The following is a 21,647-nucleotide window of genomic DNA, read 5'->3' on the forward strand; positions in this document are numbered from 1 at the left end:
ACAAGCGGAAGTTGTGCCAACGCAACAGGGACCTTGGCTGGAGTCGCGTCGTCGCGATCTTCCCTTCACGGGCGACCTAAGGCGCCTTGCGCATCTGCCCGGAATAGCCGAGAAGCCTCCGCACTTCGGGCAGCATGTAATAGGCCCCCGCGATCAGCTGCAGCGCGGCGAGAAGGACAGCCTGATCGTCCTTTTCGATCTCCCGGACGACGTCCTGCCCATGGCGCCCATGCGCCCGGGCGACCAGATCGCGCACAGGATCCAGAAGCTCCGGCCGTGCGGCGAGCGCCCGATCGATCGGCCCCTCGCACAATCCGACATCGGAAGCGGACGGCATGCCTCCATGGCGCGGTATCAGGATATCGGCGATCTCCGCGAGTACAGCGCGCTCACGGGATGTCAGCGATAGAGGTTCGCCGTTCATCAGGACCACCCCCGCGTGGCAATCAGCTGCTCGGCCGTTCGCAGGGCGAGAGCGGCAATCGTTGCCGCAGGATTGGCGCAGGAGCCGGTCACCAGGATGCTGCCATCCACGATGTGCAACCCCGGCACATCGTGCGAGGCCCCGAAGCGGTCGACGACCGACGTCGTGGGGTCGTCGCCCATACGGCATGTTCCCAGTGGATGCCATCCATAATCCGGCAGCAGCGGCACGGTGAGGGTATGGATGGCTCCGGAGGCCTGCAGCGACTCCTCCGCCCGCGCAAGGTTGAAGGTGAGCATCGCCCTCGAGTTTTCCGAGAGCCTGTAGTGCAGGATGGGGATGGGATTTCCATCGGTATCGAGCCTCGCGGGATCGATCTCCACCCGGTTTTCGTCTTCCGGCAGGTCTTCGCAGATGATGCCCCAGACACCGCTGCGGCCGAGCCAGGCCTGGACATGGCGGTGCAGCGCTTCGCCCCAGAGTGGTTCGTTTGGCCAGGGAAACATCGCGGCGCCAAGCGGGCCGCCCGACGGGCCAAGATTCCACTTCGCGCCGCGAACGAAGCCCACATCTGGGCGGGTTGCGGCAAATTCGAGGGAATAGACGGTCTGCCCCCAATGCCCCTGCCAGCTTTCGAGCGGCTCGTCGAACAGGCCGACCGCCCGGCTGAACGGGTGCAGCATCAGCCGCCTGCCGACCATGCCGGAGCGATTGGCGAGCCCGTCGGGAAACGACGCCGAGCGCGAGGCGAGGAGAAGGCGTGCGGTGCCGATGGCATTGCCGGCGACGATCACCGTTCCCGCACGCGCCTTGCGTTCGACGCCGTCCGATGCCCGGAGCACGACGCCATCGACGCGCCCGTACGCGTCCAGCGTTACGCGGGAGACGCGCGCTCCGGTGAGAAGCCGCGCGCCGCGCGCCTCGGCCACGGGCCAGTGCGTGATGTCGACGCTGGTCTTGGCCCCGACCGGGCAACCCTGCCCGCATACGCCGAGCTGAACGCAGGGCTGGCGTCCCTGATAGGTGCGGCTGGTGATCGCGTTCGAGCCCGGCCAGCAGTGCCAGCCGAGCCTGGCGTGCCCCTGCATGATCTTGCGGCCGACGGGCGACAATGGCAGCGCCTCCATCGGATAATCGGGCTGGGGCGGCATGGCCGGATCGCCGTTGCGGCCGGAGACGCCGAAATCGATATCGATCCGGTCATAGAAGGGCGCGAGCTCCTCGTAGGAAACCGGCCAATCGTCGCCCACTCCGTCGGTCGAGTAGGTGCGGAAGTCGGATGGCATGAAGCGCATCCACTGCGCGCCATAGAGCACGGTGCCGCCACCGACGCCGTTGTACATCATCGGCTTGATCTCGGAGCGGCTGTCATCGATGGGGTAATCGCCGGGCCCGCGGCGGATATTCGGGCTGGCACTCCAGGGGCCGAAGGAGGTCAACTCCCAGTCGTCGTGCTCTCCACGATAGGAGGCGGGGTCCGGACGTGGCCCCTGTTCGAGGCACAGGACATCCACGCCGGCTTCCGCCAGTCGCCGGGCGGCCACGCTTCCCGATAGCCCGGCCCCGACGATCACCACCTCGGCGGCAAGAATGTCGCGGTCGAGAGGATCGGGGCTCACGCGACCTCCTCGTCGTCGCTTTCGTTGCTGATGGCGCTCAGGAACTGCCGCGTACGTTCCATCTTAGGCCTGTCGAGCACGTCGGCAGGCGCTCCCTCCTCGACGATGTTGCCATCGTCGAAGAACACGACGCGGTCGGCGACTTCTCGTGCGAAGCGGATCTCGTGGGTGACGATGACCATCGTCATGCCGGCCTCGGCAAGTGCGCGCATCACGCTCAGCACCTCGCCAACCAGCTCGGGATCGAGCGCGGAGGTCGGCTCGTCGAACAGCATGAGACGCGGCTTGACCGCGAGCGCGCGGGCGATGGCGACACGCTGCTGCTGGCCGCCGGACAGGTGCTGGGGCAAATGGTCGGCATGGCTGGAGAGGCCGACCGCGGCAAGGAGCCGGCGCGCCAGCGCCTCCGCCTCGGCTTTCGGCACGCCGTGGACGCGGACCGGCGCTTCCATGATGTTCTCGAGCGCGGTCAGGTTCGCGAACAGGTTGAAGGACTGGAACACCATGCTGACCCCTACTTCCGCACGCGCTCTGGCGCGGCCCGAGATCGGCTTGAGATGTCCATTCTCCTTGACGTAGCCGACATAGCGGCCGCCGACCCGGATCTCGCCCTGGTCGATGGATTCGAGATGGTTGACGAGGCGCAGGAGCGTCGACTTGCCCGATCCGCTCGGCCCGATGACGGCCACCACCTCGCCGGGCTTCACGTCGAAGCTGATGCCCTTGAGCACGTCGCGCTCGCCATAGGCCTTCCAGACGTTGGTGCATTGAAGGAACGGCTGGTCGGACGAAGTTGCCGACGCCGCCGGAATGAGCTCGCGCACGGTTTCGACGCGGGAAGCCTTCCTCGCCGGACCCGCAGTGGCCACCGGCAAGGCGACCTGTCCCCTGCGTCCGAAGCCGAGCCGTCCGCGCGGCCCCGCCTGCTGGCGCCGGTCCGGATCGAGCGAGCGCTCGAGCGTCATCTGGACGATGGAAATGATGCTTGTGAGGAGCAGATAGATGAGGCCCGCCCCGGCGAAGACGGTGAAGAACTTGAAGTTCTCGCCGACGATCTGCTGGGCGCGGAACGTGAGTTCGTTGACGAAGATGACGGACGCGACCGACGTCATCTTGAGCATGCCGATCGTGTCGTTGGCGAGCGCCGGCAGGATGGCGCGCATCGCCTGCGGAAGCACGATGCGCCGCAAGGTCAGCATCGGCCCCATGCCGAGCGAGGAGGCCGCAACCGCCTGCTGCGGGCTTACCGAGAGGATGCCGCCGCGCAGGATCTCCGCCGAGAACGCGGCCTGATTGAGCGAGAAGCCGATGACGGCCGTGGTGAAGCTGTCGAATTTGAGCCCGACGAGCGGCAAGGCGTCGAAGATGAACACCAGCTGCAGCAGCAGCGGCGTGCCGCGCATGACCCAGATATAGACCCAGGCGACGCCGGCGATCGGGCGATATTCGCTCATGCGCATCAGGGCGAGGACGAGGCCGAAGGTAAGCCCGATGACCATCGACACGACGGTGATCTTCACGGCAAGGACGGCACCGGCCCAAAGAAAGTCTGATGTGAAATAGCTGAGGACTTCAGTCGCCCACTCCACCGGATCACTCCCAGGAGAAAGAAGGAGGCGCGCCGCGAACCGGCGACCTCGTTGAGGCCGCCGGACGAGTGCGCGTGTCGATCAGTCTTGCCCGATCAGTCTTGCCCGATCAGTTGGTCTTGAGTTCGGCGGGAAGCTCGAGCGCCGGATCGACACCGTACTTCTTGAAGACCTCCTGCTCGCCGCCGGAGGCCTGCACGGCCTTCAGCCCGTCGAGGAGGGCGTCCGCCAGCACCTTGTTGCCCTTCTTCACCGCGGCGCCGATCTGGAAGCCGCTGATGATGCCATAGGCGCGCACATACACGTCCGGATTGTCGGCGACGGTCCGGTCGACCAGCGCAAGGTCGGTCAGCATGACGTCGGCGCGCTTGTTGGCGACCAGGCGGAAGCCGGCGGCATGATCGGGATAGGTCATCACCGTGACCGTCTCCTTGCCCGCGGCGACACACTTGCCGCCCAGCTCCTTCATCTGCGCTTCTTCGACCGTGCCGAGGCCCACGGCGACGGTCTTGCCGCACAGATCGTCGTTCGACTTGATGTTCTTCGGGTTGCCCTTCTGGGTGATCGCGCCGGTGCCGGCCTTCATGTAGACGACGAAGTCGGCCTGCTGCACCCGCTTTGCGTTGTAGTAGATGTAGAACATCAGATCCATCTGACCGGCGACGACGGCCGGGAAGATGCCGGACCAGGCGGCCGGACGGATTTCGTATTTCACGCCGATGCAGTCGAAGACCTTCTTGGCGAGATCGATATCGGAGCCGACCAGGGTGTTGGTCTTGGAGTCGAGATAGGCATAGGGCGGGGTCTGGCCGTCGGCCCCCATCAGCAGCGTCTTGCCGGCGAGTTCCGGATACTTCTCGGCGACCTTCTCAGGTTCGCATTTGGGCGCATCGGCCAGAACCGGCGCGCTTGCCAGCGCGATCGAAGCAGCGATGGCAAGGCTTAGCACAGACGAACGCATGGCTGTTCTCCATGAAAGAATGGCAACTGGAAGTTGTGGTTATCAGGACGTTGTCTCGCCGTGGCGCCGGTTCTCCGCCGGCCTGCAGGGCGATCTGCTCGCCTATTTCTCCGTCCGCCCGGGCCGGGCCGAAGGATGCATGAACCGCTCGACCGGCGCGGAAGCGCCCCGCGGATTATAGGAGACCGACAGTATATGTGCCGCACTCTTGCTCACGCAGACGTAGACGTGCCGCATGCCGCTGTCGAAATAGGCACTTCCCCCGGGGCCGACGCGAAACGGCGCGTACTGGTCCGTATGAATCTCGATTTCTCCCGAGATCACATAGACGAACTCTTCGCCTTCATGCTGGCCCCAGTCCGCGAACTCGTCCGGAGAGCGCGCCGTTACCCACATCTCCAGCGGAATCATGTTCTTGCGGGAGATTTCGGTCGAATGGGCGAGATAGGCATACTGCTCGGTGGAGAACGGCACGCCCTGGCCGCGCTCGGTCTGGGTCTTGCGACCGCTGACGGTCGGCTTCAGCCCCGGCGTGACGAACTGCTCGATGGCGATACCGAGGCCTTCGCACAGCCGGATCACCACGTCGAAAGACGGCGACACCTCACCGCGCTCGATCTTCGAGAGGTTGGAGACGGAGACGCCGGTGCGCTGGGCCACATCGGCCAGCGTCAGCCCGGAATCCTGCCGCACCAGCTTCAGGCGCTCGCCCACAGCGTTCGTGCCGAGAGAGGTCTTCTGCAATTGCGGCTTAGTCATTGGCCTGCACGCATTCCTTCATCGATCCCGCCATCCACACTGAGAAGATAATTTCACCGACAGGAAAAAATCAACTTGATTCTCGCATGAGAAATAATTTTCATATCGGCGAATGATCGTCAGTTGCGCCATCGAGGAGAGTTCGCGTGAAGATCAAGGCCGTGGAAGCCGTTCCGTTCGCATTGCCCGTCCGGCGGCGCTTTCGTTGGAACGGCCTCGATCAGGAGCTCGGCGAATTCGTGCTGATCCGCGTTGTTTCCGATACGGGAATCGTCGGCTATGGCGAGGCGACCCCGCTCGCGACCTGGGGCGGCGAGCACGGCCGCCACGGCGGGGAGACGCTGGCCACCGTCAGTCACATGGTGGGATCGGTGATCGGCCCTCATCTGGTCGGCCGGGATCCGACGTTGATCGGATCCATCATCCCGCTCATGGACGAGCTCGCCATCGGTCACACCTATGCGAAATGCGCCGTCGAAATGGCCTTGCACGACCTGTGGGGCAAGGCGCTCGGCCTGCCGGTTCATCGCCTGCTGGGCGGGGCTGTCCGGCCCGGCGTCGTGGTGGCGCACATGGTCGGGCTGATGGAGGTGGGAGAGGCGATCGCCGAAGCGGAGGCCGCCGCTGCCGACGGCCTCAAGGCCTTGCAGATCAAGGGCGGCCAGGACGCCGAGCGCGACGTCGAGCTGATGCGCGAACTGCGCCGCCGACTGCCGCAGATGTGGCTGCGTCTCGACGCCAACCAGGGCTATCGGCCGCTGAAGGCGGCGTTCGACCTGGCGCGGCGCCTCGACGGCGAAGGTATCGAGTACATCGAGCAGCCCGTCGCCGGACTTCCCGACATGGCGCGGATGACGGCGGAAAGCCGCATAAAGATCATTGCCGACGAGAGCTGCTGGTCGCCGCGAGACGCACTTGATCTGGTTGCCGCGCGCGGCGCCGACGCGATCTCCATCTATCTCGCCAAGGCCGGCGGCATGCGCCGGGCGGGTGAAGTCGCTGCCATCGCCGAAGCGGCCGGGCTGCCCTGCGACGTCAACGGCTCCATCGAATCGGGTATCGGCAATGCCGCCAATCTGGCCGTCGCGCTGTCGGCGCGCGCTGTCAGCCTCCCATCGGTGATCCCCGTCTCGGCGCCGGCCGGTACCCATCCGTGCAGGGTCGGCGGGCACTATTTCGAGGACGACGTCATCTCCGCGCCCTTCCCCTTCGCCGACGGCATGCTGCTGCCGCTGGAAGCTCCCGGTCTCGGGATCGAGGTGGACGAGGCCAAGGTCCGGAAGTACGCGCTGTGAGCACGCCGATCGCGTCGAGCGCTACCGGCGCTTTCCGCCTCGCCGTGGACATCGGCGGCACCTTCACGGATGTGGTGCTGATGGCCCCGGACGGGCGCCTCGCCACCACCAAGGTTCCCTCGACCCCGGACGACTATGCCCGGGGCGTCATCGAGGGTTGCCGGCAAATTCTTCTACGCGAGAATGTCGCCCCCTCCGAAGTCGCGGAGATGCTGCACGCCTCGACGGTGGCCACCAACGCCATCCTCGAAGGCAAGGGGGCCCGCACCGCTCTCGTCACCACCGAAGGCTTTCGCGACGTGCTGGAGCTGCGGCGCATCCGCGTGCCGCGGCTCTATGAGCCGCTCTATCGCAAGCCGCCGCCTCTGGTGCCGCGGCGCCACCGCTTCGAGGTCGCCGAGCGCATGGGGCCGCGCGGCGAGGTGCTGCGGCCTCTCGATGAAACGGCATTGCAGCCTATCGCTCGACAGATCGATGCCGCCGGAATAGAAGCCGTGGCGGTCTGCTTTCTGCATTCCTACGCGAACCCGGATCACGAGCGCCGCGCCGGAGAGGTGTTGCGCGCGCTGCTCCCCGGCCGCTTCGTGACGCTGTCGGTCGATGTATTGCCCGAAATCCGGGAATATGAGCGAACCAGCACCACCGTCATCAACGCCTATGTCGCCCCGCCGGTCAGCCGCTACCTGACCTCGCTGCGCGCCGGCCTGGACAGGGAGGGGATCACGGCGCCCCTCTTCATGATGCAGTCCTCCGGCGGCATCCTCGATCTCGAGACCGTCCTGCAACGGCCTGCTCTCGTCGTGGAGAGCGGCCCGGCGGCCGGCGTGATCGGCGCAGGCTATGTCGGGCGCCGTGCCGGCTTCGAGAACGTCATCGCGCTCGATGTCGGCGGCACGACGGCCAAGGCCTCGGTGGTCGAGCGCGGGCGCTATCTCACCACCGACGAATATGAAGTCGGCGGAGGCATCTCGCTGTCGAGCCGCCTCGTGAAGGGCGGCGGCTATGCGTTGCGCCTTCCCGTCATCGACGTCTCCGAGGTCGGAACCGGCGGCGGCAGCCTCGTGCGCCTGAATGCCGCCGGCAACATCAGCGTCGGGCCGCAGAGCGCGGGAGCCATGCCCGGACCCGTCGCCTATGGAAGGGGTGGCGTGGAGCCGACCGTTACGGACGCCAATGTCGCGATGGGTTATCTCAATCCGGTGGCCATTGCCGATGGCACGGTCGCGATCGACCTTGCGGGGGCCCGTGCCTCGGTCATAAGCGAGGTGGCCGCCCCGCTGGGGCGCACGGTCGAGGAAGCCTCCTATGGCGTCCTCGCCATCGCCAATGCGCTCATGGCGCGTTCGGTGCGCTCGGTCACCACCTCGCGCGGCCGCGACCCGCGGGACTTCGCACTGCTCGCCTTCGGCGGCGGCGGCGGTCTGCATGCAGTGGGCCTTGCCGCCTCGCTCGGCATGCGCCGGGTCATCATCCCCCCGGCCGCCGGCGTGTTCAGCGCCTTCGGCCTGCTCTATTCGGAAATCGAGTTCGCGCAGTCGCAGGGCTTTCTCGCTCCGCTCGATGCGGCCGAACCGGCTGCGCTGGAGAACGCCTTCGCCGTGCTGGAAGCCGGCGTCCTCCATCATCTCGGGCGTCCGGCGGACACCATCCGACTGCGTCGACGCGTCGACCTGCGCTATGCCGGACAGGCGTTCGAACTCGCTGTCGACATGCCGAAGGGCGCGTTCGACGCCGCGATGCGCGATGCTCTCGCCGCCGCATTCGACGAGGAACATGCGCGCACCTACGGCCACAGCCTGCCGCGAGCCAATCCCCGCGAAATCGTGACGTTGCGCGTGATCGGGACGGTCATCGCCGAGCGGCCGGCGAGCCATCTCGCGCCGCGCCCGGAACAGCGGGAAGCCGCCACCCGTCCGGCCTATTTCGGCGAGGACGGCTGGCTCGACACGCGCATCGTCGAGCGCCACGACCTCGCCACGCCGCTCGCCGGCCCGCTGATCGTCGAGGAGCCGGACGCGACCACCATCGTTCCGCCCGGTTGGACCGCGAGCCTCGACGACGGGTTCAACATCCTTATCGACCAGACCGTGGAGGTGCCGGCATGAGCGACCCAACCGCTCGGCAAAGCGGCGAGACCACTGATCCGCTCCTGCTGGAAGTCATCCGCAACGGCCTCGACACCGTCGCGGACGAGATGGCGCTGATCCTCATGCGGACCGCCTATTCGGCGATCATCCGCGACTCGATGGATTATTCGACGGCGGTCTGCGACGCCGAGGGCGAGATCGTCGGACAGGGCCTGACGACGCCGATGCATCTGGGCAGTTTCCACGATGCGATGCGCCATCTGATCCGCGAATATGACGGCGATATCGGCGACGGCGACATCTTCATCGGCAACGACCCGTATCTGGCGAGCGGCCAGCACCTGCCGGACATCTATATCATCAAGCCGTTCTTCCACCGGGGACGGCTGGAGGGCTGGGCGACCACCATCGCCCACCATGTCGATGTCGGCGGGCTGGTGCCCGGTTCCAACTCCATAGGCGCCACCGAGATCTATCAGGAGGGGTTGCGCCTGCCGTTCCTCAAACTGCGCGAGGACGGTGTCGACGATCCCAAGATCTGGCGCATCGTCGAGGCCAATGTGCGCGTGCCCCATCTCGTGCTGGGCGATCTTCGTGCGCAGGTCGCGGCGGCGGAAGCCGGCGTGCGGGGCCTCGACGAACTCTACACGCGCTTCGGGGCCGACCGCACGCGGCAGGCGCTCGCCGATCTGCACGACCTCGCCGAGCGGATGGCCCGCCATCACATCGCGGCCATTCCCGATGGCGTCTATCGCTTTACCGATCATATCGATGGTCTCGGCGACCATCCCGAGCCGATCGTTCTCAATGTCGCCCTGACGGTGAGCGGTGACACCATCATCGCCGACTGGGAAGGTACCGCAGCGCAAGTGAAGGGCGGCATCAATGCGCCGCTGTCGTTCACCAAGTCGAACGTCTACGCCGCGCTGCGCTCGGTCATGCCGCAGGAAATGCCGAACTGCCATGGCTACACGCGGCCGATCACGGTACGCGCGCCCGAGGGAACGCTGGTCAACTGCACCCTGCCGGCGCCGTGCGGGGCGCGCGGGATCACAGGCTACCGCATCATCGACTGCATTTTCGGCGCCCTCGCTCCCGCGCTGCCCGACCGGGTGACGGCGGACGGGGCCGGCGGCTCCACCCTGCCGACCTTTGCCGGACGTCTGGACGGGAAGCCCTTCGTATTCTCCGAATGCATCATGGGCACATGGGGCGCCAGCCAGGACGAGGACGGGCAGGACGGCGTCCCGCATATGGGCTCCAACCAGTCCAACGCGCCGGTGGAGATGATCGAGGCCGGCTACCCGCTGCGCATCGAATATTACGGGCTGGTGCCGGACACGGGCGGCGTCGGACGGCGGCGGGGCGGGCTGGCGCTGCGGCGCGACTACCGCGTACTGACCGACGACTGTTTCCTCGGCGTGCGGTCGGACAAGCGAGCCTTCCCGCCGCACGGGCTGTTCGGCGGCGGCGAGGGGACGCCCTCCATGAATGTGGTCGAGGACGGCAATCAACGCACCGTGCTTCCCGTGCTGCCGACCGTGCCGCTGACGCTCCGGCGGGGAGCGCTGTTCAGCCATGTCATGGCGGGCGGCGGCGGCTTCGGCAACCCGCTCGAACGTGAGCCGGAGCGCGTGCTCGACGACGTACTGGACGGACGCCTCTCGCGCGAAGCCGCACTGCGCGACTATGCGGTCGCCTTGGACTGCGAGGGAGGCATCGACCGGGAGGCGACCCGTGCCGCCCGGGCGGCACGGGAGAGCGTGTCATAGCCAACATTCTCATAGCGGGCGGGGCGACCGGCATCGGGCGCGCGAGCCTGCGCGCCTTCCGCGCGCAGGGCGACAATGTCCTGCTGGTCGACATCAACCGGGCGGAAGCCGAGGCGGCCTGCCGCGAACCGGGCGCGGGCAGAGCACTGGCGCTCGTAGGCGATCTCACGGACGCTGCGCTCCCGAAGTCCGCCGTTACTGCCGCACTGGACGCTTTTGGCGGCCTCGACACCGTGTTCGTGAATGCCGGCCTGCTGCGCGCGGCGCCGCTCGCGGACTGGACGCTCGCCGACTGGCAGGCGAGCCTTGCGGTGAATCTCACGGCGCCGTTCCTGTTCGCGCAGGCGGCGGCGCCGGCGCTGCGGGCCTCGCCGAGCCCGAGCCTGCTCTTCACCTCGTCGACCGGCGCACTGCGCGGGCATGCAGGCATGCCCGCCTATCATGCGACCAAGGCCGGCCTCGTGGGGCTTTGCCGCAGTCTTGCCGACGAGCTTTCGCCGCAGGGAATTCGCGTCAACTGCCTGCTGCCGGGCTGGGTGGACACGCCGTTCAACGGTCCGTTCTGGTCACACCAGCCGGACAGGCGGATGGCCGAGCGTGATCTCGTCGGAGCGATACCGCTGCGTCGGCAGGGCACGCCGGAAGAACTCGCCGCCACCGTGCTGTTCCTCGCCTCGCCCGCCGCCGCCTATATCACCGGCACCTCGCTGGTGGTCGATGGCGGCTACACCGCCGTCTGAATTGCCGGGAGCTTCCCCATGCGCATCGCCGACCCGTTTTCCTCGCGCCAGCGCCCCGTCCTGTTCGGCAATCGCGGGGCCGTCTCCGCGGCCCATCCGCTGGCGGTCACGGCGGCGACCGAGATGCTGACTGCCGGCGGGTCCGCCGTCGACGCCACCATCGCGGCGCAGGCCGTTCTCTGCGTGCTCTCGCCGGACAATTGCGGGCTTGGCGGCGACCAGCTCTGCCTGGTGCGAAGCGGTGACGGCCAGGTGATGGCCGTCAACGGCACCGGAGCCGCTCCGGCCGCCATGAGCCGGGCGGATACCGATGGCGGGAACAGCGTCTCCGTCCCCGGGATCGTCGACGCCTGGGTGGAGATGAGCCGCCTGTGGGGGCGGTTGCCGCTCCAGCGCGTCCTTGTGCCCGCAATTCGTCTGGCGGAGGGCGGCATGCTGGTCGCTGAGGATCTCGCGCAGACCTTCCGCCATTGCGAGGAGCGGCTGGTGCGAGGCGGTGCGCAGGACTGGCCCCTGCGTTCGGCACGAGCCGGCACACGCCAGTCCCAGCCGGAACTGGCGCGATTGCTCGCCGATATCGGTGAGAAAGGCCGAGAAGCCTTCTATTCGGGCGCGATGGCCGATGCCATCTGCGGCGCGATCCAGCGCCATTGCGGTGCGATGGCTCCCTCCGATCTTGCCGGTCATGCGAGTGTGGTCGCTCCGCCTCTGGCCACGAACTGGCGCGGCCGCCGGCTTCATGTCCAACCGCCGATCTCGCAGGGCGTCCTGCTCTCCATGGTGCTGGCGGCCGAGGAGAGGCTGCCTGATCTCGCGCCGGAGCTGCGAGACCATGTCGGCATCGAGCTGACCGCGAGCAGCTTCGCCTTCCGCGATCGCGCCGGCGAAGGAGCGGCGCTGCTGTCGGAACGGCTTGCCGTCGATATCGAGAAGGCGAGCGGGCGAACCGGGCCGCGGGCCTATCTCCACACGGCGGGCGTTGCGGTCGCCGACGGCGACGGCCTCGTCGTATCCTCGCTCATCAGCGTGTTCGACAGCTTCGGCTCGGCGGTGTTCGTGCCCGAAGGCGGCTTCACGCTCAACAACCGGGCGGCCGGCTTCACCGTGGCCCCCAATGACAGCGCCGGCGGCAAGCGGCCGGTCCACACCCTGGCCCCGGCATTGCTCGAGACGACCGATGGCTGCCTCGCGCTTGCGACACCGGGCGCCGACGGGCAGGTGCAGACCCTTACCCAGGTTCTCAGCCATATGTTCGCCGAGGATGACGACCTCGCGACCGCCATTGCCCGTCCGCGCTGGCGTAGTCAGGACGGCAAGTTGCTGGTCGAGCGCGCGCATCCCCATGCGGCGCAGCTGAAGGCCAAAGGCCACGACGTCATCCTCACGCAGGACGGCGACCTGCGCTTCGGTGCGGTGGTCTGCGCCGGCATGCGGGATGGCCAACTTTTCTCTTGCGCGGACTGGCGGCGAGAGACCTGGGCGGGAGCGGCTTGAACGATCGGGAGGCGCCGCTTCAGCGACCCACCATAGCGCGCTAGAATGCAGCGTTCGACCCTGCCGAGCGAGATCGCGGACAACGCTGCAAGCTCGCAGGGCTCGCGCCGAACAAACGGCGCGGGCCATCGACGGAAGGGCTCCCGTCAGTCCGGAAGCGGAATGTGCTCGTCCCGGTCATCGACCGGCAAGTCGAACAGCCCCCTGCCCCAGTTCTGCGCGCGCCATTGGGCCTTAGCCTCTTCGATGCGCTCGCGCGACGAGGCGACGAAGTTCCACCAGATGTAGCGCGGACCGGGAAGCGTCGCGCCGCCAAGGATCATCAGGCGCGCGCCCCTGTCGCCGGCGGCAACCGTGATCCGGTCGCCGGGGCGGAAGACCATCATCCGGCCGGCCTCGAAATCCTGGCCGGCGATCGAGATCGGGCCTTCGACGATGTAGATGCCCCGGTCCTCGTGGTCGTCGGGCATCGGCAGCCGGCTGCCCGCTTCCAACGCCACGTCGGCGTAGAAGGTCTGCGAGTACATCGTCGCGGGAGCCGACTCCCCATAGGCGTTGCCGAGGATGAGCCGGACCGAGACGCCGCGATCCTCGATCAGCGGCAGCGCCGCCCCGCCATGATGCTCGAACATCGGCGCCATATCTTCGTCGCGCTCGGGCAGCGCCAGCCAGGTCTGGATGCCGAACAGGCTGTTCGGGCCGCTTCGGGCTTCCGCCGACGTGCGTTCGGAATGGGTCACGCCGCGCCCGGCGACCATCCAGTTCAGCTCGCCCGGACGGATCGTCTGGTCGGCGCCGGTACTGTCCCGGTGATGGAAGTCGCCGCGAAAGAGGTACGTGACGGTGCCGAGACCGATATGGGGGTGCGGGCGGACATCGACGCCCTGCCCGGTTAGGAACTCGGCCGGCCCGGCCTGATCGAAGAAGATGAACGGCCCGACCATCTGACGCTTGGGTGCCGGCAGGGCGCGCCGAACCTCGAAGCCGCCGAGATCGCGCGAGCGCGGAACGATGAGCGTTTCGATCGCGTCGAGGCCAACCTCATCGGGACAGCCCGGTTCGATTGCCGGATTCCAACTCATGCGCCTCATCCTCTCCCGGGCTTGCGGCGGGCCTCGCCCTCGCCGATGCAAATGCGCAAACTGGCGGATGAGCGTCGACCCGGCTAGGCCCGCGATGCGTCGAGCTGTGTCGCGGCAGGCGGAACATGCGGGCCATGTCGTCGACCCTGGCGGCCGGCGGGTGAGCCGCCGCCGGACACCCTACGCCGACGACGCTTCGTCCCGTTCCCGTTTCAGCGGTCGAGACCCCAAACGTCCGGATTTCGCGCGAAGTACTCCGCCAGCATGTCGATGAGGACGCGCACTTTCCGGGCCGGGTGCTGTCCGGGTGGCCGGACGACATACACGCCCGCCGACGGCGGCGGATAACGCGTCATCACCGCAACGAGCGCGCCCGAGGCCACATATTCGTAGGTGACGCAGTCGGGGAGCCAGGCAATGCCGAGACCAGCCGCGGCGGCGGCAGCAAGCGCGGTCGCATTGTCGGCCTTGAACCGGCCCTGCGGCTGCACCGTCGCGATCCTGTCGCCATCCATGAACTGCCAGGGTTCGGTTCCCTGCATCAGGGCCTGATGGTCGGCGAGCTGCTCCAGCGTCTCGGGTGCGCCATGCGCCCTGATGTAGTCCGGGCTGGCGACGAGCTTTCCATAGATCGGCCCGACGCGCTTCGCGATCAAATTGGAGTCCTGAAGGTAGCCGACACGGATCGCGCAATCGAAGCCCTCGGCGATCAGGTCGACGAAGCGATCGCTGTAGACGGTATGGATGTGAAGCTGCGCGTGCCGGCGCGCCATCTCCGCAAGCACGGGGGCGAAGTGGGTCGGGCCGAAGGTGAGCGGCATCGCGACCCTCAGGCGCCCGCGCAGCTCGCCTGTCGGGAGGATCGCTTCCCTTGCCGTATCGATCTCGGCACTGGCCCGGGCCGCATGATCCCTGAACGTCATCCCCGCTTCGGTGAGCGCGGCGCCGCGGGTCGTGCGCGCAAGAAGCTGGACGCCGAGCTCCGCCTCGATCCGGAAGAGCCGCCGGCTGACGATTGACTTGGAGATGCCGAGCCGGCGCGCGGCGGGCGATACGCCGCCCGCATCGGCGACGGCGACGAAGGTCTGCAGTTCCTCGATGTCCAATTCGACGTTCCCCGTTCCGCGACACAGCGTGCCCGATCATGGCACTACCTCATCACCTAACGGAACGACAAATTGCGCCCGGCACGCGTCGCCCGTCGACGCATGCCTTCGCAAACCCAGCGCCGCTCCAAACGGCAGCAAAGGACGCAGCAATGACTTTTCGTAACGGCCTCGCTTCGCTTCTTCGCCCCGAAGATTCGGTCCTCGTTCTGATCGATCACCAGCCCTACCAGCTCGCGAACCTGAACAGCCACGAGCCGCAGATGGTCATCAACAACACGGCGGGACTGGCGAAGGCCGCCAGGGCCTTCGGTGTCCCCACGATCCTGACCACCGTCATCGCCGAGCGGGGCGGGCTGCTGTTTCCGCAGATCACCGACGTCTTCCCTGGCCAGGAGATCATCGACCGGACGCTGATCAACACCTGGGAGGACCCGAAGGTGGTGGACGTGGTCAAGGCGACCGGCCGCAAGCAGCTGATCATCGCCGGCCTGTGGACCGAGGTGTGCGTGGCGATGCCGGCGATCCAGGCGCTCGGCGAGGGCTGGGACGTGACGGTGGTCACCGATGCCTGCGGTGGCGTTTCGGTCGAATCCCATGAGGTCGCCATAAAGCGCATGATCGCGGCCGGCGCCAACATGATGACCTGGATCGCGGTGGCGGCCGAATGGCAGCGCGACTGGGCCCGGCTCGACACGGCCGGCAAGCTCACCGAGGTGTTCGCACAGCACGGGGGCGGCAGCGGCATCGCCTATCTGTGGGAGCAGCAGTTGCTCAACACGCCGGTGCCGACCGCCGCGGGCTGATCAGACAGGAAACGAGGCGCCCTAGCGAGGCAATTCACCGGAGCCGCCGTCGCCCTCAACGGCGGCGTGACCGCTTGCCTCGCTCCCGCTTCCTTCCGACGCGCGTGGCGGACGCGAGGGGGAGCGGCGCACCTCATCCATGTCGAAAGAGTGCCGTCGCGGCCTTGTCTGCCCCGACTCCCGGCGCAGCGCCCGTTCGTCCGTATAGCACTGCGTCGAGAGCGGCGGTTTCCCGTCCGCTCACGGGCAGGCCCAGTTCGCGGCGGCGATGCAGATAGCGTTCGGCCGCGCGCCGCACCGCCGGAAGATCGCCGTGGCGAATGGCACGTTTCAGCGCGCGCCGGGTCGGGTCGAAGGGCAGCAGCCGGCGCAGGTTGCGCCACGCATCCTCCCTTCGCCGAGGCGACAGCCCGGCCACGACGACCATCAGGCCAGCGACCACTCCCGCCGCCAGAGCAAGCAGGGCGACGCCCGCCTGCCCGCCGGAAAGACCGCCCGCGCCGGTGCGATTGTCGCGGAAGCTCGCATAGCCGAATGGGATCGCCGCGATCTCGGCGCTGCGCATCTCTCGCGCGAGCGTATCGAACCACGGGATGGAGACCCCCTGTAGCACGCCCGGTTCGCCGGTCTTGGGGCGCAGGTGCCATTCCCAGACGACCGTCGTCACCGGCCCGGTCGGCGAGGGCCGCATCTCGCGCCGCTCGGGCGCGGCGAAGCTGATCAGCCAGGGCTCGCGCATCGCCGGGCGCGGCGGCAGCAGGTGCGGCAGCGCGCCGTCCGCCGTGAGCGTGACGCGGCGCACCAGCGTCTCGCCGTCGCGCAACGCGCCGGGCGCGGCCGACAGCGTGTCCTCGACGGTCAAGCCATGCGCGGCCAACGGCGTGCCCTCCGCCGGAAAGGGCGCGACGTCCAGGCGGACCGGCGGCGCGGTCACGTCCAGCGGCTCGCGCAGGGTGTCCGGGCGGACCACGGTGAGGCGATGCGTGACCGGCCCGATCTCGAGCGGGCCGGCCTTGCGGGGAAACACCGCGATGCGCCGCTCGAACACCCGGACGGTGCGCCCGCCTATCTCCTCGTCACGCCACTGGTCGCGGGCGAGCTGCATCCAGTCATAGTCTTCGGAATTGGGAAAGGTCAGCGCCTCCAGCGCGATCCGGCTCGTATACTCGCCCCTCAGCGTCACCGGGACCATCTCGCCGACGACCGGCCGCATCCGCGGCACCTCGAGGCGCAGGCTGTCGGCATGGGCACCGCCCGCGAGCAGGATGAGAAGGACGGGGATCCACTTCACCATCTGTCGCCCTCCTCCGGCCGGAGCAGGCCGAGGCCCGCCCGGCGCTCATATTCCTTGCGCAGCCGCACGCGCAGGAACGCGCCGGGATCGTCGGCGAGCGTGTCGAGCCAGGCGTCGGACGCCGCGAAGCCACGCGCCTCGATGGGCTTCTTCCCCGCAGGGTCCGGGGTGGTGGCCATCATCCGGCCGCTCGCCTCGCCCGAGGCGTCGAGGCCACCATGACCGGGAAGCCGACCGGGCACCGACCCGTCACCGGTCGTCTTGGGAACCAGCGTATCGACGAGATCGCGCAGGCGGCGCGCCTCGGCGTCGCCCGGGGCGGCGAAGAGCACGGCGTCGAAATAGGCGACGGACAAGGCGTGCCTGCCGGTCGCGGCCAGGGTGAGGGCGCGGTTGAAGGTCTGGCTGCGGCCCGCCTCGGCGAAGGCGGCATCGGCGGCGGCATAGGCGCCGTCGCGATAGAGCGCGAGGCCGCGCGCGGCGGCGCCGTCGAGCAGCGTCGCGCCACCCGGAGCGCCGGTCCACACGGCGAGACGCCCCCAGGCGGCCGGGCCGGCAAGAACGATGCAGGCGAGGCCGGCCGCGGCGAGCAGGGCGACGCGGTTCATCTGCGCCTCCGGAACAGGCCGAGCAGCGGAAAGACGGCGAGCGCCGCGACGAACGGGCCAAGATCACGGAATTCCAGTGCCGCCAGCTCCGGATCGCGTTCCAGCCCGCCCCCGCGCGACAGGCGTCGCAGCACCGGCTCCGGCGCGCGGGCGGGGGCGGCGACGCTGCAAAGCGCCTCGAGCGCCGCGAGGTCGGCCGTGCCGCCCGCGCCTGCCGCGAGCGTCAGCACCGACAAGCCGATGCCCGCATCGGCGAGACGCCCGGCCTCGGCGCGGGTGGCGTCGTCGATGCCACCCCCGTCCGAGATCAACACCAGGTCGGCATTGCGGCCCGCCTCCAGCATCTGTCGGCCCAGGGCGAGCGCGGCGGCGGGCCGGCTGCCGCCGCCCGGCATGGTGTCGGGGCCGAGGACGGCGATCTGGCTTTCCAGCGTCGCCGGGTCCGCCGTGGGGGCGGCGATCGGGTAGGCCTCGCCGGCATAGAGCAGCAGGCCCACCGGGCGCCCGTTGGCGGCAGCCAGCACGCCCGCCGCGGCGGCCTGCGCGTCCGCTCTGGCCGGGCCTTCGGCGACCGAAGGCGAAAGGTCGAGGGCGATCAGGATCTCGCCGCTCCCCGCGAGCAGCGGCGCATCGGCACGCGGCACCGCCGGGCCGCAAAGGCCGAGGCCGATCAGCCCCGCCGCGACGAGTGGCGCGAGGCCCGCATAGACGGCGGCACCGCGCAGATGGCCGAGCGCCCGCATCGCCGCGAGCGTGGCGGGCGGCATCACCCGCTCCCAGCCGCCCGCGGCCGGGCCGCGCCACCAGCGCCAGAGCGCGACGGCCAGGAGAAGGGGAAGCACCGCCAGCCATCCGGGGCGCAGCAGGACGAGATCGTTCATGCCTGCCTCCGCAGTGCCAGCAACAGGGCGGCCGCCATGGCGACACCGGCCGGCCAGATCCAGAGCGGACGCCAGTAGCTGAGCGGGGGACGGTTCATCGGATTGGGCTCGAGCGCGTCGAGCGACGCGGCCATGGCCTCGAGGTCCTCCATGCTGCGGACCCGGAAGCTCGTGCCGTGGCCGGCCCTGGCCATGGCGTCGAGCGCGGCGGCGTCCACGGCGTCGCGGGACTCCGGCTGGTTCTCCAGATCGTCCGGCCCGAGCGCGATGGTATGGATCCGCACGCCGTGGGTGGCGGCAAGCCGCGCCGCGTCGATCGCCTGCACCTTGCTGGAAGTGTCGAGGCCGTCCGACAGCAGCACGACGACCTTGCTCTTCGCGTCGGACTGCATCAGCCGCCGCGTGGCAAGGCCGAGCCCGTCCGAAATTGCGGTGGAGCGGCCGGACACGCCGATCTGGGCGGCGTTGATGGCGTAGGCCACCGACTCCACGTCGAAGGTCGGCGGCTGCGCGACATAGGCCTGGTCGCCGAAAATGACGAGGCCGATGCGGTCGCCGCGCCGGGCGGCGACGAAGCGGGAAGCGACGCGCTTGACCGCATCCAGCCGCGACAGCGGCTTGCCGTCGAGCACGAAATCCTCGTTCACCATGCTGCCGGACAGGTCCAGCGCCAGCACGATCTCGCGCCCCGATGCGGTGACGACATTTTTCACCGCCGGAACCCGCGGACCCGCCAGCGCCAGGACCAGCGCCGCCCATGAAGCGACCATCAGCGCGAGGCCCACCCGGTCGTCCCGGCCCCGCGCGGGCGTGGCGGCGCCAAGGACATCGGCCGGGACGCGCAAGGCCGCAGCCTCCGGGGCCCGCACGGCCAGCAGGCGCCAGACAAGGAGGGGCAGCGGAAGCAGCAGCAAGGCAAGGGGGAAGGCGAAGCTCATCGCGGTCGGCGCCTCGCCGTCAGCGCGATGCGCTCGACAACCGCCGGGTCGGGCGGCGGAGCGGCGCCGTAGGCCCCCGCGCGCAGCTCGTCCGGCAAATGGCCGAGGATGCGGGCGATCGCCAGCGCGCGCTCCTGGGGCGGCATGGCGCGTGTGGCACGGATGAGCGCGCGCCGTGACGGCCGGCGCTCCAGCATCGGCATCGCCAGCATCGACACGAGCGCGGCGAGCAATAGCCCGGCACCGAACAGGAGCACCAGGTCGGTGGCATGAAGCTGCATCAGCTCGGGCGGCAGGCGCCCCTTTGGAAGCGCGGCGATCAGCTCAGCCTGCGTCATGGCCGATCGCCTCGAGGCTGACGTTCAGAACCCGCAGCCGCCGTGCCAGCGCGGCGGGATCGAAGGGCTGCAGCCGCGCGAGGCGATGCTGCGTGCCCGCCCGCACCGGCAGCGCCCGTCCGGGCGGGGCCGTTTCCAGCGGGTCCAGCGGCAGGAGCAGGCGGACCTTGCGCCGTCGCGCCAGCCGCGCAAGCGCCGGCTCGTCCTGCGGAGCGATGCCGTCCGTGCCGCTGGCGATCAGCACCTCGGCGCCGAGCGGAGCGAGCCGCATGGCACGCAGGATCGCCTCGGAGAGGGAGGGAGCGTCGGCGCCGGCAGCGAGGGCCCGGTCATGGCGACTGGCCAGCATATGGCTGATCCGGCCCATCTGCGGCACGCCGCCGCCGAGCGGAACGCTGGCCAGCCCGCTCGCGTCGAGGCTCATTGCCGCGAGCGAGGCCCCGCGCGCGGCGGCCTGCCAACCCCACCGCACCAGCAGCCGCGCCGCGCGAACCGAGCGCAGCGTCGCGCCGGTGCCCCAGAGCATGGGCGGGCGGAAATCGGCGATCAGCAGCAGCGTGTCGTCGCGATCCTCGTGGAAGCTGCGGATGTGCGGCGTGCCGGTGCGGGCGGTGGCGGCCGGATCGATCCGCCGCGCGTCGTCGCCCTCCACGAAGCCGCGGATTTCGCGCAGATCCATGCCCGCGCCGGGCGCCCTGGCGGGGACGGCGCCCGGCCGGCGCGTGGCGGGGCGATGGCGGACCGGCTGCGGCAGCCCTTCGCGCAGGGCCAGCAGCTCGGCGACCTGAAGACGGATGCCGGGCGCCGCGAGCGCCGCGCTCACCATGGCTCGACCATCCGCAGCATGTCGGCGACGAGGCTGCGCCCCGTGCGGCCTTCGCCGAGCGCCGTCCAGCTCGGGATCAGGCGATGCGCCAGCGCGTCGGGAGCGAGAGCGGTGACGTCCTCGGGCAGCACGTAATCACGCGCCTTCAGCCAGGCCCGCGCCTGCGCGGCGACGGCGAGGGCCAGCGTGCCGCGCGGCGAGATGGGGTGCTCGACCCACTGCGCGACCGCACCGCCCGGCCGCGACGCCATGACCAGGCGGACGATGAAATCCTTGAGCGCCGGCGCGAGATGCACGCGCGCGACCTCGGCCCTGGCCTCGAGCAGCACGTCGGCGGCGAGCGGCGGCGCCGCGAGGGCGGGAGGCGCGATGCGCTCGGCGGCCACCAGATCCAGAATGGCCCGCTCCTGCTCGGCCAGGGGCAGGCCGAGCGAGAGATGCAGCAGGAAACGGTCCATCTGCGCCTCGGGCAGCGGGAAGGTGCCTTCGTGCTCGATGGGGTTCTGGGTGGCGACGACCATGAAGGGATCGGGCAGCGGACGGCTTATTCCGGCGGTCGTCACCTGGCCCTCGGCCATGGCCTCCAGCAGGGCCGACTGAACCTTCGGCGGCGCGCGGTTGATCTCGTCGACCAGCACCAGCGCGTGGAACAGCGGACCGGGCACGAAGTCGAAACCGCCGGTTTCCGGGCGGAACACCTGCGTGCCGGTGAGGTCGGAGGGCAGCAGGTCCGGCGTGCACTGGATGCGCGCATGGCTTCCCGGCAGGCAGGCGGCGAGCCGCTTGACGGCACGGGTCTTGGCGATACCGGGCGGTCCCTCGATCAGCACGTGCCCGCCCGCGAGCAGGGCGACGAGCAGACGCTCGACCATCTCCTCATGGCCGATCAGCCCGGCCGCGACCTCGCCGCCGAGCCGCGCGATCGGATGGCTCATGTCGTTCATGCGGCACCTCCCCGTGTCGAGGGAGGATGCGCCGGCGCGGAAGCGGTCGCCAGAGAGGGCTTCCCGGCCGACCCGGGAAGATCA

Annotated in this window: 20 protein-coding genes; 6 read left to right on the top strand and 14 right to left on the bottom strand. The window is 69.1% G+C overall.

Going from position 1 to position 21,647, the window contains the following annotated elements; translation table 11 throughout:
• Window positions 1–76 precede the first annotated feature (76 nt).
• The 5 genes from NVS89_RS10850 to NVS89_RS10875 form a co-directional block, all read right to left on the bottom strand.
• On the bottom strand, window positions 77–424 hold the full coding sequence (locus NVS89_RS10850) for a gluconate 2-dehydrogenase subunit 3 family protein (RefSeq protein ID WP_258732754.1): 348 nt from the start codon (window positions 422–424) through the stop codon (window positions 77–79).
• Window positions 424–2,043, bottom strand: a complete 1,620-nt coding sequence (locus NVS89_RS10855; protein WP_258732755.1) for a GMC family oxidoreductase — start codon at window positions 2,041–2,043, stop codon at window positions 424–426. The genes NVS89_RS10850 and NVS89_RS10855 overlap by 1 nt, the downstream gene beginning before the upstream one ends.
• A complete protein-coding gene (locus tag NVS89_RS22925) occupies window positions 2,040–3,632 on the bottom strand; it encodes an amino acid ABC transporter permease/ATP-binding protein (protein ID WP_309486535.1) in 1,593 nt (530 codons plus the stop codon). The genes NVS89_RS10855 and NVS89_RS22925 overlap by 4 nt, the downstream gene beginning before the upstream one ends.
• Window positions 3,633–3,741: 109 nt before the next feature.
• Window positions 3,742–4,593: an ABC transporter substrate-binding protein gene (locus NVS89_RS10870; RefSeq protein ID WP_258732756.1), complete on the bottom strand. Its 852-nt coding sequence runs from the start codon at window positions 4,591–4,593 to the stop codon at window positions 3,742–3,744.
• A gap of 102 nt (window positions 4,594–4,695) precedes the next feature.
• Window positions 4,696–5,352 (bottom strand): helix-turn-helix domain-containing protein, encoded by a 657-nt coding sequence (locus NVS89_RS10875; RefSeq protein WP_258732757.1) that lies wholly within the window; start codon window positions 5,350–5,352, stop codon window positions 4,696–4,698.
• 239 nt (window positions 5,353–5,591) lie between these two features.
• Between NVS89_RS10875 and NVS89_RS10880 the strand changes: the two genes are divergently transcribed.
• Genes NVS89_RS10880 through NVS89_RS10900 form a run of 5 tightly spaced genes read left to right on the top strand, consistent with a single transcriptional unit; the run spans window position 5,592 to window position 12,740 of the window.
• Window positions 5,592–6,647, top strand: a complete 1,056-nt coding sequence (locus NVS89_RS10880; RefSeq protein ID WP_374114563.1) for a mandelate racemase/muconate lactonizing enzyme family protein — start codon at window positions 5,592–5,594, stop codon at window positions 6,645–6,647.
• Between the two features lie 44 nt (window positions 6,648–6,691).
• Window positions 6,692–8,752: a hydantoinase/oxoprolinase family protein gene (locus NVS89_RS10885; RefSeq protein ID WP_258733019.1), complete on the top strand. Its 2,061-nt coding sequence runs from the start codon at window positions 6,692–6,694 to the stop codon at window positions 8,750–8,752.
• Window positions 8,749–10,506 carry a hydantoinase B/oxoprolinase family protein gene (locus tag NVS89_RS10890; RefSeq protein WP_258732760.1) on the top strand — a complete coding sequence of 586 codons (1,758 nt, stop codon included), beginning with the start codon at window positions 8,749–8,751 and terminating at the stop codon, window positions 10,504–10,506. The genes NVS89_RS10885 and NVS89_RS10890 overlap by 4 nt, the downstream gene beginning before the upstream one ends.
• A gap of 11 nt (window positions 10,507–10,517) precedes the next feature.
• Window positions 10,518–11,246 carry an SDR family NAD(P)-dependent oxidoreductase gene (locus NVS89_RS10895; protein ID WP_258733020.1) on the top strand — a complete coding sequence of 243 codons (729 nt, stop codon included), beginning with the start codon at window positions 10,518–10,520 and terminating at the stop codon, window positions 11,244–11,246.
• Window positions 11,247–11,264: 18 nt separating this feature from the next.
• Complete coding sequence (locus NVS89_RS10900; RefSeq protein ID WP_258732761.1) at window positions 11,265–12,740, top strand: gamma-glutamyltransferase; 1,476 nt, start codon at window positions 11,265–11,267, stop codon at window positions 12,738–12,740.
• Window positions 12,741–12,886: 146 nt separating this feature from the next.
• Here the strand turns inward: NVS89_RS10900 and NVS89_RS10905 are convergent, their stop codons facing one another.
• Both NVS89_RS10905 and NVS89_RS10910 read right to left on the bottom strand, forming a co-directional pair.
• On the bottom strand, window positions 12,887–13,822 hold the full coding sequence (locus tag NVS89_RS10905) for a pirin family protein (RefSeq protein ID WP_258732762.1): 936 nt from the start codon (window positions 13,820–13,822) through the stop codon (window positions 12,887–12,889).
• Window positions 13,823–14,034: 212 nt separating this feature from the next.
• Entirely contained in the window at window positions 14,035–14,928 is an 894-nt protein-coding gene (locus NVS89_RS10910; RefSeq protein ID WP_258732763.1) for a LysR family transcriptional regulator, read from the bottom strand.
• Between the two features lie 152 nt (window positions 14,929–15,080).
• Here NVS89_RS10910 and NVS89_RS10915 point away from each other — a divergent pair, with 152 nt between their 5' ends.
• On the top strand, window positions 15,081–15,734 hold the full coding sequence (locus tag NVS89_RS10915) for a hydrolase (RefSeq protein WP_258732764.1): 654 nt from the start codon (window positions 15,081–15,083) through the stop codon (window positions 15,732–15,734).
• Between the two features lie 133 nt (window positions 15,735–15,867).
• On the opposite strand, the gene NVS89_RS10920 is transcribed toward NVS89_RS10915, so the two are convergent.
• The 7 genes from NVS89_RS10920 to NVS89_RS10950 are packed head-to-tail and all read right to left on the bottom strand — an operon-like array spanning window position 15,868 to window position 21,563.
• Window positions 15,868–17,028, bottom strand: a complete 1,161-nt coding sequence (locus NVS89_RS10920) for a hypothetical protein (RefSeq protein ID WP_258732765.1) — start codon at window positions 17,026–17,028, stop codon at window positions 15,868–15,870.
• Complete coding sequence (locus NVS89_RS10925; protein ID WP_258732766.1) at window positions 17,022–17,636, bottom strand: hypothetical protein; 615 nt, start codon at window positions 17,634–17,636, stop codon at window positions 17,022–17,024. Before NVS89_RS10925 ends, NVS89_RS10920 begins: the two co-directional genes overlap by 7 nt.
• Window positions 17,633–18,517 carry a VWA domain-containing protein gene (locus tag NVS89_RS10930; RefSeq protein WP_258732767.1) on the bottom strand — a complete coding sequence of 295 codons (885 nt, stop codon included), beginning with the start codon at window positions 18,515–18,517 and terminating at the stop codon, window positions 17,633–17,635. The genes NVS89_RS10925 and NVS89_RS10930 overlap by 4 nt, the downstream gene beginning before the upstream one ends.
• Window positions 18,514–19,455 carry a VWA domain-containing protein gene (locus tag NVS89_RS10935; protein ID WP_258732768.1) on the bottom strand — a complete coding sequence of 314 codons (942 nt, stop codon included), beginning with the start codon at window positions 19,453–19,455 and terminating at the stop codon, window positions 18,514–18,516. Before NVS89_RS10935 ends, NVS89_RS10930 begins: the two co-directional genes overlap by 4 nt.
• Window positions 19,452–19,793: a hypothetical protein gene (locus NVS89_RS10940; RefSeq protein ID WP_258732769.1), complete on the bottom strand. Its 342-nt coding sequence runs from the start codon at window positions 19,791–19,793 to the stop codon at window positions 19,452–19,454. The genes NVS89_RS10935 and NVS89_RS10940 overlap by 4 nt, the downstream gene beginning before the upstream one ends.
• On the bottom strand, window positions 19,780–20,619 hold the full coding sequence (locus tag NVS89_RS10945; protein ID WP_258732770.1) for a DUF58 domain-containing protein: 840 nt from the start codon (window positions 20,617–20,619) through the stop codon (window positions 19,780–19,782). The genes NVS89_RS10940 and NVS89_RS10945 overlap by 14 nt, the downstream gene beginning before the upstream one ends.
• The gene (locus tag NVS89_RS10950; RefSeq protein WP_258732771.1) at window positions 20,613–21,563 is read right to left on the bottom strand and encodes an AAA family ATPase; all 951 of its coding nucleotides are present in this window, start codon (window positions 21,561–21,563) and stop codon (window positions 20,613–20,615) included. Before NVS89_RS10950 ends, NVS89_RS10945 begins: the two co-directional genes overlap by 7 nt.
• Window positions 21,564–21,647 lie beyond the last annotated feature (84 nt).

It is taken from the genome of Ancylobacter mangrovi (genome assembly GCF_024752355.1).
GTDB lineage: Bacteria > Pseudomonadota > Alphaproteobacteria > Rhizobiales > Xanthobacteraceae > Ancylobacter > Ancylobacter mangrovi.